This window comes from Rhodococcus sp. IEGM 1408, assembly GCF_033142235.1.
GTDB lineage: Bacteria > Actinomycetota > Actinomycetes > Mycobacteriales > Mycobacteriaceae > Dietzia.
Genome location: NZ_JAWLRW010000017.1, coordinates 16,310 through 31,375 on the forward strand (window position 1 = coordinate 16,310; position 15,066 = coordinate 31,375).

The following is a 15,066-nucleotide window of genomic DNA, read 5'->3' on the forward strand; positions in this document are numbered from 1 at the left end:
TGCTAGCCGGGCCGGTGAGACCGCGGTGCTCAGGCGGATCCACACGTGATATCCCCCACCGGGTCCAGATGAGCACACTAGATGCTCGATCCCCGCGGCGGTGAGAGCAGATGTGCAGGCGGTGAGGTCGGTAGTGGCGGTTGAGCCGGCGTGGTGGGCGTCAAAGTCCAGAGCAAGCAGGCGAAAACGGCCTGCCTCATCGGTCAGATGCAGCGCGTACGGCACATCCGGGCCGGGGGCGCCGTTGGTGAAGCGCTGAGTCGTCGAGAAGGTGTGTGTTTTGCGCGGATCGACCCGCACATACGGGCGCGGACTCCACACACACGCCACGGACTCCCACCACGTGTTGGCCTGATGGGATGCGGTTTTGCTGGTATCAGAACAAGACACGCCGTCCGGATCGACTGGACCGTCCGGAAGGTATGACCTACCCTGAGAGGTGCTTGGAAGCACAGCTCTCCTAATTGGTGAGCAACCCGAGTTTGAGCGGCAACTCGAACTCTTGACTTTCGATCCCGGCCCACTCGCCAGTGAGCCGGGATCAGTCATTTCATGGGCTGCATGATTTTTAGTTTTCAGTCACACAGCTGATCTACCTCACGCTGGAATCGCCTCCTGGTCGTCAAAATGCGACACGGCTTCGGGCATGCCGAGGTGTGTCGCAGCGACTTCGGCTACGTACTGGTTCATAGAGATGCCGCGCGCCTTGGCTTCACGCCGAAGTGCGTCGTAAACATCCGAAGGTACGCGGACTGTCATGCGTGTCCGCTCCCCCAAGGCTGGCCTGCCAGGCCCAGAACGTGTGGTCGCCATGACGTCAAAACTGGCATGCCTGACGTCAGAAATGTGGGCGACACGCTCACGACGTCACAAATGGCGGTAATGAGTGTGGCGCGGCGGCCGCTGTTTCAACCGATCGTGGAACTCGGCCCCGAGCCATGCTCGCTTGCAACTAGTGTTTGGCGTCCTTTTGAGCTGGCATGAGTGAGTCGACCAGCACGAGCTCCATCCGGTCAATTTCGTCGAGCGCCGGAACTTAAGCCCGAAGCCTGCCGATGTCTGATCAGCAGTCTCGCGATTCCAAGTACTCGACGATGGCGCTGTCGGTGATGGACGCGATGCTGATAGTGCGGTCGCCTGTCTCGTAGCGCAGTTTGTCTACCGCGCGGAGCAGCCGTGCTTTCGTTGATGGGCGCAGCCGGACATTGTGCTGCTCCGTCAGTCGCTCCTCTCCCCGCGCGGCCGGCTGGTTTGTCTGTGGGGCGGACAGCGGCGCGGGAGTAGGGGTAGGCCGCTCGGGCAAGTCCGCTGCGGGGTGGGCAGCTCGTCGGATTGCGGGTTCACGCTGGACGCTCATGCTGCAGTCCCTTCGGTGGCTACCAGCTCGGAAAGTAGATCCGTGTAAGCGACCTGGAGAGCTAACGCCTTGCCGCCAGTGAACTTGTGGATCGGCGTGTGAGTGCTATGCGCGTCCTGGCGGGCGGTCAGTTCCGGAATGGCGGTCTTCGCGACCAGTTCTCCGTAGGTCTCACGCAGCTCGCTCTCGCGGAATCGGTGCTCGCCGGTGGCCCGCTTACGGCTGAGAACAATTTTCTCGAGCACGAGTCGGGGGTTAGGTCGTCTCTGGACATTGCGGATTGTTTCCTGAAGGTTTTCGATCCCCCGGACACTGTCGATGGTTGGCTCGGTGATGGCGATGACCCCGTCGGCTGCGCACAACACGGCAAAGAGCAACTTCCCCAGTGACGGTGGACAATCGAAGAGGACCGCGTCGTAGGCCGAGAGGTCGAGCCCCTCGAACGCGATGTCGAGGCGGAAGATCAAATCGTTGGCTCCGTCCGACTCGATGTTGGCCAATGCTTCGTTGGAGGGGATGAGGTCAACCCTGTCCCAAGGGGTTGCGATGACGGCATCGGCTGCAGCTCCCGCAGCGGTTCGGTTCATGAGGTCGAACGTGGTCATCATGTCGTCCGTGATTTCGACACCGAGCCCAGTGGTGGAGTTCCCCTGAGGGTCGACGTCCACAATCAGAACATTGCGTCCCTGATCGCTCAGTGCACTAGCCAGGCCGAGCGTCGTTGCAGTTTTGCCGACGCCGCCCTTCTGATTGCAGAGCGCTAACTTGCGGACCATGCGCGTTCCTCTCGACGTGGAGGCCAACCACAGGTGATCGCTAGGTTGGCTGGACGGTTACGTTCTCTCGGATAATCGCTGGGTAGTTCGCGTCGTAGTGCTAGCGAGGCTAACTCTGATAGATAGTGATCCAGCGAAGGCTCGCGGAGCAGCCGTAACTAACGATGTTAGACTAGCTAGCGATGCTAGCGTTGATAATCTAGGAAAGGTAGTTAGATGTGCTACTGATGCTTCTCTAGCTTGTCGTGCACTCAGAGGCTGGTCGGTGTACCCGGGCGCTGGTGCTGCTACCCATTTCGCTGGGCCACGGGCCTGTCGAACGTGGGTTTCTACGTGGGGCCCGATCACCGTGCCCGTGCCGCGGTCAGGGGCCCGACGGGGTCGTCGTTGGGGAACGTTTGAATGTGGACGCGACGGGTGTTGTCCCAGGTAAGGTTTCCGAGCTCGTAAAGGACTTCGAGCGAGGCGATGAACGTTTCGACGGATTCGCCGGTAGAGGCAATCACTTCGGCGGGGATAGTCGAGCTGATGCGGCCATCGGTGTCCTGTCAATTGACGGGCTCAGCGAGCATGAGGGCCAGTGCTTCGATGTGCGTCAACTCGAGCATCTGCCCAGCGAGCACGCGGGCGGCAGAGGGGTACTGCCAGATCGGGACGGTGTATCGCGCCCGGGGGAGTGTTGGGCTGGGTGCGCTTGCGGATCTGCCTGTCCGGGCCGCTCTCCGTCTAGTCGCCGCCCCCTTGAGCAATGCCGTTCTTGGGGTTTGACCAGCGAGGACTACAGAATCACGCTTACCGGCACTGAACGTGGGGAGCGAGCCGGGCGCGGATTGTCAGAGCGCAACTTATCGGCGCCGGGGGAGGGGGTAGTGCGTCCCCGAATGTTCTGCGGCGACTCGGGGTGGGGCGCGGTTACTTGTAGACGTCGCCGCGGTGCCCGATGCGCAGCACGAGTACAACGAGGGCGTCGTCCTCTATGTCATAGATGATGCGGTAATCGCCGACGCGGATGCGGAGTTCACCTTCGCCTCCGGCGAGTTGAATGGCGCCGGGCGGTCGCGGTGTCACCGCCAGGGCTTCGATGGCGCGGACGATTCGCTTCTGCTCGGTTGGATGAACTTTGCGGAGGGCTTTCGCAGCCGAGGGTTTATAGGTGATCGAATAGGGCATCAGCGAGGAGGGAGCGCAGGCTCAGAGGCCCAGTTCCGTCATGAGGTCCTCGTGGGAGATGCTGTCGTCCTCGCGGCGAGCGTCGGCCGCGCCGCGAATGTCGGCTTGATCCTCCAGGGCTTGCAGCGCGCGGTCGAAGAACTCAGGCGAGACGACAACGGCGCGACGACGGCTGCCTCGGCTGAGGATCTCGACCGGCGCCCGCTGTGCGGCGTCGAGTACCTCGCTCTGGTGTGCGCGGAAGTTGCTCAGTGTCGTGGTCACCATGACTCTAAGAGTACATCTTGTACAACTCGCGGTCGAGTAGGTGCCCCATCTGCTTCGACGTGGACAGGACACCTAGTTCAGGTCGCCTGAGTCTCTTGTCGGACCGATGCCCTAATATAAGAAATCCCACAACACTTAGGAGTTCTTATGCCCCCGATTGACCTCAATGTCCCGCTGTTCCCGGGTCTGCCCGGCACCGGCTTTGAGCAGGTTGGGGCCGTTATCGGTTCCATCGTGCTGGCACCGCTCCTCTCCCTTACGAGCCAGTTCGCGGTGATTGGTTCGCTCACGGGGAGCCTGGCCTCGACCGAGGGGCTCGGCGGGGGTTACTACTACTGAGGTTTAAGCCTTTTGACAGCCCTCGTGCCGCGCCGGCGCGGGGGCTGTCCCTGTTTTAAGGAATGCGGTCCCGGCATCCTGCCCGTGCTCACGGCGGGCGCTGTCCCTGTGGAAGGCCAGTAGGCTAGCGGCGAGCAAGAGTTCGTCGCCCGGGGCGTGGACATAGCTGAGGTTTTCTACCTCGTTCGGGCCGAGGCGAACGCCGAGCGGAACATGCCGTTGGTCGTAGCCGTCTCCAGGCGAGCGTTGATCGGCCGCGGGCCCTTCTCCCTGGCCCACGAGGGCCAAAGGCCACACGTCGGCAGAGAGGACTCCCTCACCCGGTGCTCGTCGATCACGCGATCGCGAGTCACCGGTGCCCGCGTGCGAGGCGCCACCGAAGAGGCGGGTGACCACTCAAACTCTGGCTCTGTCCCGTCCAAGTCGGGGACGTCGCCAAGAGCAGTACCGGACACGGCTGCCCGAATACCGACCACGCATGCCGAGACAGTAGCAGCGGGCACCTTTCTCTGTGTCTGACCAGCAAGGACGACAGAATGCCACATTATCGGCGCAGTCTGAAGAGTTCAGATTGTGGACGGTGAAGAGGCTGTTCCGGATCCGGAGTGCGTAGCGCGGGTTCTCCGTTGATGCGGTGAGGCACAAGATGTAGGGGTCCTGGGGCGTGTGAAGATGCAGGTTCTCACGCCACGCATCGAACACCCCAGGACCCGCCTTGAACGCTACCGCCAGCCTGCTCGCCGACACCATCTGCCGCACCGTGGAGTTGGGGGTGACCATCGACAATGCCGCGGTTGCCGGCGAGTTCACGCACCTGTTCTGCTCCCCGGCGGCACTGGATCCGGACTGCGCCGAGTGCGGAGTCGCGGGCCGGCTGCGGGATCACGTGGAACGGAAGGTGACTGATCTGCCGATCGTCGGTCACCCGACCAGACTTCACGTGCGGGTGCCCCGCTTCACCTGCGTCAACAGCCAGTGCGAGACGAGGATCTTTCAGCAACGCATGCCGGTGTTGGCCGAGGAGCGGGCCAAGACCACCCGCCGCTGCACCCGCTGGATCCTGCAGCGCCTGGCGATCGATCGCACGAGCGTCTCGGCGGTGGCCAAGTCCCTCGGACTGGGCTGGGACTTGGTCAACGACCTGGCGATTTCCAAGATCCGAACGATGGTCTATGACCAGCCCGGACACTTCGACGGCGTCCGCGTCCTCGGCGTCGATGAGCACAAGTGGAAGCACGTCCGCGGCGACGGCAGCAGCTCGTTCGTCACCGTCCTGGTCGACCTCACACCCGTGGTCGACGGCACCGGTCCGGCCCGTCTGCTGGACATGGTCTCCGGCCGGTCGGCGAAGGTCCTCACCGATTGGCTTGATGCTCGTGACCAGGCATTTCGAGACCGGGTCAAAGTCGTGACGATGGACGGGTTCGCTGGCTACCACTCGGCCGCCGCCAAAGCTGTCCCTGCAGCTCGGACCGTGATGGATCCATTCCACGTCGTGCACCTGGCCGCGGACAAGCTCACCGTCTGCCGCCAGCGGATCCAGCAGGCCACCACCGGGCACCGGGGCCGTACCGGCGATCCTCTGTACGGGATCCGCCGAACATTGAACACCCGGGCCGAACTGCTGGCAGACAAGCAGAAGGTCCGCCTGTTCAAAGCGTTCACCGCGAACGACGCTCACGTGGCGGTGGAGGTCACCTACGGCGTCTACCAGCGCCTCATCGCCGCTTATGAGGCCTCGGGCAAACGGGAGGGCAAGGTCGCGATGTACAAGCTCCTGCGCTCGATCCGGGCCGGGGTGCCCACGGAATTGCCCGAGCTCGCGCAGCTGGGCCGGTCGCTGTGGAAGCGGCACCGCGAGATCCTCGCCTACTTCGACGTGGGCGCCTCCAACGGCCCCGTCGAGGCCATCAACGGTCGCCTCGAGAACCTGCGCGGGATCGCCCTGGGCTTCCGGAGCCTCAAGCACTACATCTTGCGGTCACTCATTCATTCCGGCCAGCTCCAGAACCGGATCAATGCACTCTAAAACCGGAAGGGCCGGTGAAGAGCGATCGTTCCTACTGAGGATTCGACTGTCATGCTTTAGACCGCACTTGGCGACTGGCCTGGTCGGGCGGTCCCGCCGGCACCATCCACAGGGGCCCAGTCACGCCCTCCCCAACATGAGCTTCGCCGCCGCCGCGCCAACGGCAACCCCGGGCTCGTAGCTGAGAAGTAAAGTTCGCGCATGGCACTTTCAGACCTGACAGTCGAGGCGGTTACCGCCGCCGTGGACGAGTTCGACGCCCTCGGGCGCGAGAGCTTCCTTGACAAGTACGGCTTCGGGGAGGCCAAAGACTACTACGTGGTTCGTAACGGAATCGCGTACGACTCCAAGGCCATTGCGGGAGCGGCTCACGGATACCTGCCCGGGAGGGAGGCTCTGCGGTCCGGCGACTTCACTGGGGGCGCGGCCTCGGTGGTTAAGCGACTCAGAGCTCTAGGGTTCCGAGTTCCACCAAACAGGGCGCCTACGTGGGTTCGCGACGAACTGATCCTGGCCTGCGACCTCGTTGTGCAGAACGAGTGGCGCGTAGTCGCAGCGGAGGATCCGAGGGTGATCGAACTCTCCGCCCTATTGCAGAGCCTGCCGTTTCACCCGCCTGAAACCAGAAGCCTTACGTTCCGAAACCCAAACGGGGTTGAACGCAAAACTGGCGACCTAGTTTCCAACCACCCGGACTACAAAGGCACCCCGACCAACGCAGGTGCAACGGACCGTCAGGTGCTCGGCGAGTTCATCGAGGATCCGGCCAAGATGCACCGTATCGCCTTACGGATCCGGGAAGCAGCTGAGTCAAACCCGGACGAGGTCCCGTTCCTGTCGCCGGAAGTGCAGGAGGACGAAGGGGCGGTTGAGGGCCGGCTCTTGCAGCGCGTCCACTACACGCGGGAGCGAGACCCGAAGCTTAGACAGCGAAAAATCGACAGCTTTCTCGGATCACATGACCGGGTTCATTGCGAACTATGTGAGTTCGATTTTGAGGCCCGTTACGGAGAGCGTGGTCGCGACTTCATCGAGGTGCATCACGTCGTCCCGCTTCACGAATCGGGGCCGACTTTCAACAAGCTCGCAGATCTCATTCTGGTCTGCTCAAACTGCCACAGAATGATTCATCGGGGCACACCGTGGCTAGTGCCCGACGAGGTTCGTGATCTTATTGGATAGATCTAAGGTAGAAACGCCGAGAAGTATAGGTATGAGGCTGGAGCATTCTCTCTGGTGCGCAGTGGTCTAATAGGCGCAGTCGAACTGGGGTGCGGTGTCAGTTTAGATCGTGACCGGATTACCGCCTGCATCCACGAGTAAAGTTAGCCCGGACGACACTCCTTGCATATGGAATACATAGCAAACCCCTGTCTCTTTATCGCGCAGAATCCGGGTTATTGAACCGCCTCCGGACGCGTCTGATAGCACAATTTCGAATCGCTTCTTTCCCGGACCGAATGCCATGTTTTCATGGTAGCAATTGGCCGCGTTGCTCGCTCGCTGCCATCCTCGACGCCACGGGGACGCAGCTGCAGCCTTTTCTACTTGCCATAAGACCTGAATTTCGGTCACGGCGATTATCTGCAAGGAATAATTATCAGACCCAGGGGCTGATGCATGCAAAGACCAGTGCGTTCGATGCCCAGTCAGCGACGCAACATAATGCAAGCCACACCACTGTCGCTGCAGCTGGGGCGGTGTCGGGTCCGGCCATGGCTCTTAGAGGAAGGCTCCGAAGGACGACAACAGAATCACGCTGACCGGCAGCAGCTTCCGCCCCTGCGATCCAGCAACTGCGGGCAGCTGGCCGCACAGTCTGCAGGAGCACCGCGGCGCCATCGACAGCACCGGCGACGCTCTCCTCAGCTTAAGGTTCATTCCAGCGTCGAGCGGTCACGTACCGGCCGGATGCGGGGAGGATCGTCGGACACGTTGGCTCCTTGGTCTAGGTGAACGTGAAGCCCATCTGTCCGTCGTCCGTCGCCTCGAAGTTCTTCCGCTTGGTCGAGTAGTCCGGCTTACGCTGCGGGTCCTTGTCTCCGGTCGGCCAGACGACACCAGTTGCCGAGAGCATGTCCCGAGAGGCCACTGGTCCCGCAAGGATCTGCTCGAGCAACACGGCTTGCTTCACGTGTACCTCCACAAGCCGGGACAATACTGACAGGAGATCGAGCAGTTCGGCGGTCCACTCCACCGGCCACGAGTCGGCGTTGACGTCGTCTAGAGGGCTCGACTTCCGGCCGGTCGGCGAGGCCTTGCGGTAGTTGAACCACGACCGCAGGACGTTCTTCCCTCCCACCGTGTAATCCCACGCTGCCTCGGGCACCGGTCCGAACGTGCCGCCGCCCAGCTCAAGAATCTGAGCGCCCGGGTCGTACGTCATCACCGTCGGCATCGAGGCGACCGCCGTCAGGTTCGCCAGTCGTCGCTCGTCGCCTGGAGGGAACCGTACGTCGCCGATCGGCCGGCCCGCTTCGACGTCAGCGAGCACCGCGCCATAGGTGTGCGCCCACACCACCTCGTTGCCTAGCGAGATCGCGCGCTCGAACCGCTCCGGATCGGTCGTGATCGGCACGCGCACACCGGGTGTAGTCAGCTCGTCGGCGAAGCGCATAGTGAAACCGGGATGGGAAGTTACTCCCGCCATGTATGCCACCGCGTCGGTTATTTTGACCGGCCTCCCTGCGAGGGTGGACATTGCATCCAAGAGGCCCGTCGCCAGATTTGGCCGTCCTCCCGGATGCAGTACTGGCAGGGCGCGTCCGCCACGGTTGTTGAAGTGGTGCATGTCGGGGATGAGTGCGGAGAACACGAGGCCGGGTCCGTCATCAATGGCTTCGGCGTGTTGCTCGATGACGAAGACTTGGTTCTTTCGGCGCGCCGCCCATAAGTGTGGCCGGGCTTGGTCGATGACGCGGTGGTCGGCGATGATCCATTGCCGATCAAGGAAGCGATACCCGTAGCTAACCATCGTGGGCAGGGCCGGAATGTGCGAAGTCAAGGACTTTTCGGTGGTGCGCTCAACGTCGTGGCCAGGAAGGGGCGACTTCGCTCGATCGAGGTGGGAGTCGCGGGAGTCCTTGAAGAGGACGGGCCGGATTTCGCTCAAGGAATTTCGGAGGCTGTTCCACCGCCGTTTCAAGACATCAACGGCGGGGGCGATGATCCAGGTGCGGTTCCCCTTGACTCCTGGCGAGCTCCACGGCAGGAGGTCGTTCACTGAGGGGTAGTCGTCCCATGCACTGTCGGCGGCGGGGGTAAAGGGGGACTGCCAGTCGGTGCGCGTGGGCCGCCAGTGCTCGTCGTCCAGGCCGAGGGAGGCGAGGGCGGTGTACTTCTCGGTGCGGGTGCCGTGAAGAGCGGTGTAGTGCACCGGCGCAGGAGTTTGCTGGTCGCAGTCTGCGCGACGGGTAAAAATCGCGATGGCCAGGGGTTGCTGTACGCCGGGGAAGATCCGGGTGGGAACGTCCGGACGCATTCCTTCAGGGGAGACATCGATGATCCAGCCTTCGCTGGTGGTTCGGCGCAGGTACTCGCGCATCCCCTTGAAGCCGGGGCCGCGAAGGTAACCGGAGGTGGTGATATAGCAGACGACTCCGACGTCGCCGTCGGCGAGCGCCTGATTGGTGTTGAACACCTTCCAGGTGGCCCACCGCCAGAAGTAGATGTAGAGGTTCTTCAGGACATACTCGTTTCGCCCGTTTCCGGCTGCGCGAAAGTCGTCGAGGGGCCGGTAGTGGTCACCTTTGGTGGTCTTGTCGCTGTCGCTGCCGTTCTCGATCCAGCCGCCCATCCCTTCCGCCCGTTCCCGGTACGGCGGGTTACCGATGACAACGGTGACTTTCGTTCCGGACTTGACCTCTGCGGCCCGCGAACGGGACCGGCTGATCAACTCCAGGCCTGAACCAAGCTGTGTTTGTTCAGCGTGGGGGTCATCGAGGGTGTCGGTCACGAACAAGCCCAGGCCGCCGGGTGGCAGCTTGGCGTTCAGGCTGGCCATGAGATCGGTGGTGCGCAGCTCTGCGACGGCGAAAGGTCCCATTTGGAGCTCGAAGCCGTAGAGCCGGCGTGCGAGGTCGGTGACCGCGCCTGCGGCTGCTCCGGGGCCGTCGCGGTCGGCGACTCGGGTGGCGACGTGCTCGAGGATGGAGTGCAGGTAGGTTCCGGTTCCCATGGCGGGGTCGGCGGTAACTACGTTGGGGTCGGCGAAGCCGGCGGTCTTGCCCAGGCGGGTGACGAGGACATCCTCGGTCAGGCGGACCATCTCCTCGACTACCTCACGGGGGGTGTAGTAGGAGCCTGATTGCTTACGCAGGGCGGGGTCGTATTCGTCGAGGAATTTCTCGTAGAGGTGCAGGTAGGTGTCGCGTTTGCCGGCTCGGACTTTGGGCCATTCGACGGCGTCGATGACCCGGACCATCAGGTCGATCGTGACTTTGAAGTCGTCGGCGACGTAGTCGGTCAGTAGTTGGAGTGACCGGGCCATGAGGGAGTGCTCGCCGGACAGTTTGGCGCCCACGGCGTGCAGTCCGCCCGGGCCGGCCAGTGTGATGCCTTCGGTTCGGGCCAAGAGCAGGGCGAAAGTGACAGTTTGGGCGTACCCGTCAGCGAACGTGTCGTCAGTGGCAGTGGGGAACAGCAACTTGCGCCAGTCCCTCGCGAGACCGTGGAAGGGTTGACTGGCGCGGTCTTCGCCCGCTTTGATCGCTCGTGACTCGGTGGCGAGCTGGTCCATGACCTCGCCTCTGAGGAGGCGGGTCAGCGGTGCCACGGCTCGCACGAGCGCGATCACTGAGGTGATCGGTGCGGGCTTCCACCGCAGAAAGTCGGTGAGTAGCTGCTCCAGCTCGGGAGGCGCCGTGAGCTTGTTGCCGGCGGTTCGGAGCGTGCCGCCGGTCAGGTGGACGGGGTCGCCGACCGGTTCGCAGTCGCGGTAGAGCCGCCATTCGGTTCCGTTGGTGTAGATCAGGTTCGGGAGATCGCGCTGTCGCTCCCACTGGCGACGGTTGTGCCCAGCCATCGCCTCGGGGTCGAGATTGGCGCCCGGTTTTTTCACTTCGACGTATCCGGTAATCGCGCCGCCAACGCTTATCGCGTAGTCCGGACGAACGCCGCGGTCAGCGTCGCGAACCTCGTCGTGTGGCACGACTGTTAACGACAGGTGCGTGCCGGCTGCCGCAAGGAGTTGCTCAATCGGCGACCGAATCGCCGCTTCCGACTCTCCTGGCCCGGCGAGCTTGGCCTTGCAGCGGTCGCCGAACTCTGCGACGGCATCGGCGAGCCAGGACGAAGGCACGTGAGGGCCCTTTCGGCAGAAGAGGACAGGTGACCTGATTGTCCGTCAATGCCGAGTCGCCTCGGAGTCGACCCACCGGCGATTCAGCGATCGTCGCTTGATGCTGACCGGCGGGCCGGAAGGCGCCGATACAAAGTGGCCACGGAAACGTCCATCTCTTCCGCGACCTCACAGTCAAACGCGCTCCAAGTAGATCGACGTGGCTGGTTGACGAGTCGGCGGCCCGGCTCAACAGCGGTGCAATGGGGTACACCCGTGCGGGACGATATGCCGCCAACCGTCCCCGCTGTGTCACAGGGTCGATTTCGGCCTTTATGAAACGGCTTCCCGTCGGGTCTAAGATCTATTGATACAGATTCCGGGCGAAAGGGTCTTTCGATGGCTGATCGGATCGGGACGTTGCTGAACCGTTCGGGTGATGGTGGCGAGGAGGTGCTCATCGTCAGCCGCGGGAGCGTGCGGACCCGGTTCCGACGCCGGGACGAGTTGGGTTGGAACTTTCGAGTGGAGTCGACGGACTCGGAGAACGTCATCGAGGTAACGCCAAAGCCGAAGCCGGCTCCGAAGCCGGCTCGCCGGGCCTCGCGTGCGCGTGGGCAGCGGGTGGCGTACGTGCGGGTGTCGGCGGCCGATCAGAACGAGGCGCGTCAGCTCGAGGCGGTGGGGGAGTGCGACCGGGTCTACGTCGAGAAGCAGTCGGCTCGCTCGCGTGCGGACCGGGTGAAGCTAGAAGAGTGCATCGGGTATCTGCGAGATGGTGACGAGCTGGTTGTTGCATCGATGGACCGGCTCGCCCGTTCGCTGGTTGATCTCAAGCAGATCGTCGGCGAGATCACCGACAAGGGCGCGAGTGTGGAGTTCGTCCACGAGCGGGCCACCTACGCCGCCGGCGCCCAGGATCCTCGAGCGGATCTGATGCTGTCGCTGCTCGGGGCGTTCGCCGAGTTCGAGAGGGCCATCATCCGTGAACGCCAGGCCGAGGGTATCGCCATCGCCAAGGCGAAGGGTAAGTACAAGGGACGCAAACGCGTCCTGACTGACGAGCAGATCGACAAGGCCCGGGCCCGCATCGAGGCGGGGGAGGGGCCATCGGCGATCGCACGTGATCTGGGGGTGGGACGCTCGACGTTGTACCGCGCCCTCCAACGACATACGACGTAGACGAGGGAGGGGAGCGACATGGGTGGGTGGTCGCCAGTGTGCGGAGAGGGGCGCATCGCAGCGTTGCTCGAGACCGGGACCGTGGGCGCTGTCCGAGATCTCTTTCCCTACGGGGTGCGGATCCTATGTCCGATCACGCTCCGTACGGGCCGCGACGTGGCCGGGCGGAGCTCATGGCGCAAGGTCGCTGAGCGTGTAGGTGCGCAGTATCCGGCCCGCCGTGGATTGACATCGATGATCGACAGCGCCAGCACCCCGGAGCTGGCGATAGGTGTGGATCGTCTGGTCGGGTGCAGCGCGGGCCCGGCCATCGAGATCGCGCAGCGCTACTGCAACACCGCGACTGTCCAGCAGTGGAAAGCGGCAATCTGGACGGTGAACGGCGATCCAATCGGAACACCCGAAGCCGCACGCATCATCACCATCGTCGATGACAGTGACTATGGCAGCGACTACGACTACCAGCTGGTATCGGCTTCCACTGCGGCTCTCATGGACCCGTTCCTCCACCCCGAACCATCCTTCCTCTGGCCCGACGACGAGACACTGTTCCTCGAGGTTCAACCCGAGACAGGATGGATTGAGGTCTACTCAACTAGGCCGGATCTGATCGAGGAGGTGCGAAGCGACACCCAGTGGGAAGTAGTCCCGCTGACCCGCGACCTCCCGCAGTCGTAGCAGTAGCGCCTCCCGCGAATCTTGCTCGCGGTAGGTGCTGCAGCACGACACCAGACCGCCAGCCAGTACTGGCAGAACCCAGCCACCGAGCGCCGCAATCGAGGGGTCTGGCGATGAGGGAACTCGTCGTCCGCCACCGACTGACACGCGAACCTGTCCGGCTCCCGCACAGTGCGTTGACTAGGAGGTACCCGTGGAGGCATTCCTGATTCCGCTACTGCCTCCGGTAGCCCTGGCGCTGGCGCTCTGGGCTTTCATTGTCTGGGCTTCCTTCAAGGCGACCGGGCGAGGCGCCAGACGAACTGCGGCCGCGGTCTCTGCAGTGCTGTCGATCTGCGGAGCGATCGCGTTCCTCGGCTTCGCCGGCAGTGACGACTACAACGACTACCCCGGCTATACATGCGTAGTCAGGGACGCGGACCATCCGCCGGGGTTTCCCGTCGAACGCCGAGGCGCGGAATGGGACGCGTCGTTCAGTTCCAATATCGCGTGGTCTCACGGTTACGAGTGGTTTCCGGCCGGGGTCCGCTGCACATACTGGACCAGGGACGAACCCCGCGTCAGCGTGGTCACCCACAGCCCCTGGTCGTACTCCGTGTGGATCTACGGACTACTGGGCCTCGCTCTGACTCAAGCGGTCCGCGTCATCAACCCTGACCTTCCCGTCCGGCGGCGCACCAAGTCCTCATGAACACGCACGATGTGTAGCGCGTTGCGACTCACCTACCGAAACTGCGGGTCGACAGTCGCTGTCCCACAACCAAGGAACTGGGACGGTCCACATGCGGAAGCTGCGCTGCGGATCAGTTGACTGTGTCGCGACTTTCGACGACGCACTGCGGTGGCGACGTGAGGGGTGGCAACATCGGTTCATAGTTCACGACACGGGATTGAGGTCGCGATGCTTAAGCGGTATGGCACAGGCGTTGGCGCTTGCCTTGCAGGAGTTGCACTCCTGGCAGGGTGCGGCAACGGCGGTGTTTCCGGCGCGCTGTCGACAGAGGCGACCGCGGTCGAGGTTGCGCCGTCTTCAGCGATCCTGGAATTTTCGGTGCCTGAGGCGGTGATCGTTTGTGAGCCAGGGGTGTTGGAAACCGCCCTCACTGTCAACGTCGTGCCTAAGTGGCCGGGCCCTGCGCCGCCAGAGTTTATGGAGTCGAACTATCCGTCGGGCTTATGCGGAACGCTCACCGGCCCGGAAGTGAAGGATGTCTACGAGGCGGCGCTTAAGCATCCGACCGCCCTGCTAGACGAAGGGAAACTAGGAAGAGGCGAGAGCTTGAGCGGCGCCCCCGTTGCTTTGTGGGCGTCGGAAGGGGAAATCGTGTGGCTTGTCATCGAACCCCGGTGGTGAGGCCCGTTTCCGCCGCGCCAGTAGCTGTCGCTCGCTGATCACCGCGTCGCTTTGCACCGTGTTGTGTGCTCCCTTCTTGCACTTCACGCATACGCGACACCAGCTCCCTGTGAAAGGCGATTTGTGCGGCACCTGGCGGGTGAAGCGCTGGAGGATCGTCAAACGAGACAGTGCTGTGGACACCTCCACCGCATCGGGCTCCGCACCGCCGGCTTCGAGCAACCCGCCCTGCCAGTCATCCAAAACGCCCTCCAGTGCCAGCTTGACCGCTGACCCGCGATCGCCACCATCGGTGCGGCCCAGCCGACGGTCGTGATGCCGTCCTGATCTACCGCTGGGACATTGCGCCGCATCGGGAGGAGGAACCCCACATCGAGACTATGAGCGCGCAAGTTGAGGCGACCGGGCCAGAGGGTCGCTGCTGCGACCCGCGAGGACGGCCACTAGCTGTCCGAGGGCCAGCGCACTGCCCGAGGGTTCCCGGCTCAAACGCAGTCAACGTCGAGATGGCGACCACTCGTGCAGTAGCGTCGCCAGTCGCTCAGCCGTGAGCATGACCTTGCTGTTGAAACTCGACCAGGACTCGCCCGGAAAGACGGATTCGACAATCCCGAACATCGGTAGTGACGGATCGAT

Annotated in this window: 14 protein-coding genes; 7 read left to right on the forward strand and 7 right to left on the reverse strand. The window is 63.1% G+C overall.

The window, feature by feature from the left end:
- Positions 1–597 precede the first annotated feature (597 nt).
- The 4 genes from R4P08_RS17545 to R4P08_RS17560 form a co-directional block, all read right to left on the reverse strand.
- On the reverse strand, positions 598–759 hold the full coding sequence (locus tag R4P08_RS17545) for a toxin-antitoxin system HicB family antitoxin (RefSeq protein WP_317815161.1): 162 nt from the start codon (positions 757–759) through the stop codon (positions 598–600).
- A gap of 594 nt (positions 760–1,353) precedes the next feature.
- Positions 1,354–2,133, reverse strand: a complete 780-nt coding sequence (locus R4P08_RS17550; RefSeq protein WP_317815162.1) for a ParA family protein — start codon at positions 2,131–2,133, stop codon at positions 1,354–1,356.
- Positions 2,134–3,045: 912 nt separating this feature from the next.
- A complete protein-coding gene (locus R4P08_RS17555; RefSeq protein ID WP_260485917.1) occupies positions 3,046–3,303 on the reverse strand; it encodes a type II toxin-antitoxin system RelE family toxin in 258 nt (85 codons plus the stop codon).
- Between the two features lie 21 nt (positions 3,304–3,324).
- Entirely contained in the window at positions 3,325–3,570 is a 246-nt protein-coding gene (locus tag R4P08_RS17560) for a type II toxin-antitoxin system prevent-host-death family antitoxin (protein ID WP_317815163.1), read from the reverse strand.
- Positions 3,571–3,717: 147 nt separating this feature from the next.
- Between R4P08_RS17560 and R4P08_RS17565 the strand changes: the two genes are divergently transcribed.
- On the forward strand, positions 3,718–3,909 hold the full coding sequence (locus R4P08_RS17565; protein WP_317815164.1) for a hypothetical protein: 192 nt from the start codon (positions 3,718–3,720) through the stop codon (positions 3,907–3,909).
- A gap of 176 nt (positions 3,910–4,085) precedes the next feature.
- Here the strand turns inward: R4P08_RS17565 and R4P08_RS18585 are convergent, their stop codons facing one another.
- Positions 4,086–4,454 carry an SOS response-associated peptidase family protein gene (locus tag R4P08_RS18585; protein WP_411741236.1) on the reverse strand — a complete coding sequence of 123 codons (369 nt, stop codon included), beginning with the start codon at positions 4,452–4,454 and terminating at the stop codon, positions 4,086–4,088.
- Between the two features lie 170 nt (positions 4,455–4,624).
- Here R4P08_RS18585 and R4P08_RS17570 point away from each other — a divergent pair, with 170 nt between their 5' ends.
- Together R4P08_RS17570 and R4P08_RS17575 are read left to right on the forward strand one after the other, a co-directional pair.
- Positions 4,625–5,938: an ISL3 family transposase gene (locus tag R4P08_RS17570; protein ID WP_317815165.1), complete on the forward strand. Its 1,314-nt coding sequence runs from the start codon at positions 4,625–4,627 to the stop codon at positions 5,936–5,938.
- A gap of 201 nt (positions 5,939–6,139) precedes the next feature.
- Complete coding sequence (locus tag R4P08_RS17575) at positions 6,140–7,120, forward strand: HNH endonuclease (RefSeq protein ID WP_317815166.1); 981 nt, start codon at positions 6,140–6,142, stop codon at positions 7,118–7,120.
- A gap of 102 nt (positions 7,121–7,222) precedes the next feature.
- Here the strand turns inward: R4P08_RS17575 and R4P08_RS17580 are convergent, their stop codons facing one another.
- Entirely contained in the window at positions 7,223–7,405 is a 183-nt protein-coding gene (locus tag R4P08_RS17580) for a DUF6440 family protein (RefSeq protein ID WP_317815167.1), read from the reverse strand.
- A gap of 481 nt (positions 7,406–7,886) precedes the next feature.
- Positions 7,887–11,237: a type ISP restriction/modification enzyme gene (locus tag R4P08_RS17585; RefSeq protein ID WP_317815168.1), complete on the reverse strand. Its 3,351-nt coding sequence runs from the start codon at positions 11,235–11,237 to the stop codon at positions 7,887–7,889.
- Positions 11,238–11,615: 378 nt separating this feature from the next.
- Between R4P08_RS17585 and R4P08_RS17590 the strand changes: the two genes are divergently transcribed.
- The 4 genes from R4P08_RS17590 (at position 11,616) to R4P08_RS17605 (ending at position 14,430) form a co-directional block, all read left to right on the forward strand.
- Positions 11,616–12,398: a recombinase family protein gene (locus R4P08_RS17590; protein WP_317815169.1), complete on the forward strand. Its 783-nt coding sequence runs from the start codon at positions 11,616–11,618 to the stop codon at positions 12,396–12,398.
- 234 nt (positions 12,399–12,632) lie between these two features.
- Positions 12,633–13,076 (forward strand): hypothetical protein, encoded by a 444-nt coding sequence (locus tag R4P08_RS17595; RefSeq protein WP_317815170.1) that lies wholly within the window; start codon positions 12,633–12,635, stop codon positions 13,074–13,076.
- 193 nt (positions 13,077–13,269) lie between these two features.
- Complete coding sequence (locus R4P08_RS17600) at positions 13,270–13,767, forward strand: hypothetical protein (protein ID WP_317815171.1); 498 nt, start codon at positions 13,270–13,272, stop codon at positions 13,765–13,767.
- 210 nt (positions 13,768–13,977) lie between these two features.
- The gene (locus tag R4P08_RS17605; protein WP_317815172.1) at positions 13,978–14,430 is read left to right on the forward strand and encodes a hypothetical protein; all 453 of its coding nucleotides are present in this window, start codon (positions 13,978–13,980) and stop codon (positions 14,428–14,430) included.
- Positions 14,431–15,066: the final 636 nt, after the last annotated feature.

Coding starts and splice junctions, on each gene's coding strand:
- R4P08_RS18585 (WP_411741236.1), bottom strand. CDS start 4,454: ATGTGGCATTCTGTCGTCCTTGCTGGTCAGACACAGAGAAAGGTGCCC.
- R4P08_RS17605 (WP_317815172.1), top strand. CDS start 13,978: ATGCTTAAGCGGTATGGCACAGGCGTTGGCGCTTGCCTTGCAGGAGTT.
- R4P08_RS17565 (WP_317815164.1), top strand. CDS start 3,718: ATGCCCCCGATTGACCTCAATGTCCCGCTGTTCCCGGGTCTGCCCGGC.
- R4P08_RS17550 (WP_317815162.1), bottom strand. CDS start 2,133: ATGGTCCGCAAGTTAGCGCTCTGCAATCAGAAGGGCGGCGTCGGCAAA.
- R4P08_RS17545 (WP_317815161.1), bottom strand. CDS start 759: ATGACAGTCCGCGTACCTTCGGATGTTTACGACGCACTTCGGCGTGAA.
- R4P08_RS17575 (WP_317815166.1), top strand. CDS start 6,140: ATGGCACTTTCAGACCTGACAGTCGAGGCGGTTACCGCCGCCGTGGAC.
- R4P08_RS17560 (WP_317815163.1), bottom strand. CDS start 3,570: ATGGTGACCACGACACTGAGCAACTTCCGCGCACACCAGAGCGAGGTA.
- R4P08_RS17595 (WP_317815170.1), top strand. CDS start 12,633: ATGATCGACAGCGCCAGCACCCCGGAGCTGGCGATAGGTGTGGATCGT.
- R4P08_RS17590 (WP_317815169.1), top strand. CDS start 11,616: ATGGCTGATCGGATCGGGACGTTGCTGAACCGTTCGGGTGATGGTGGC.
- R4P08_RS17555 (WP_260485917.1), bottom strand. CDS start 3,303: ATGCCCTATTCGATCACCTATAAACCCTCGGCTGCGAAAGCCCTCCGC.
- R4P08_RS17580 (WP_317815167.1), bottom strand. CDS start 7,405: ATGGCATTCGGTCCGGGAAAGAAGCGATTCGAAATTGTGCTATCAGAC.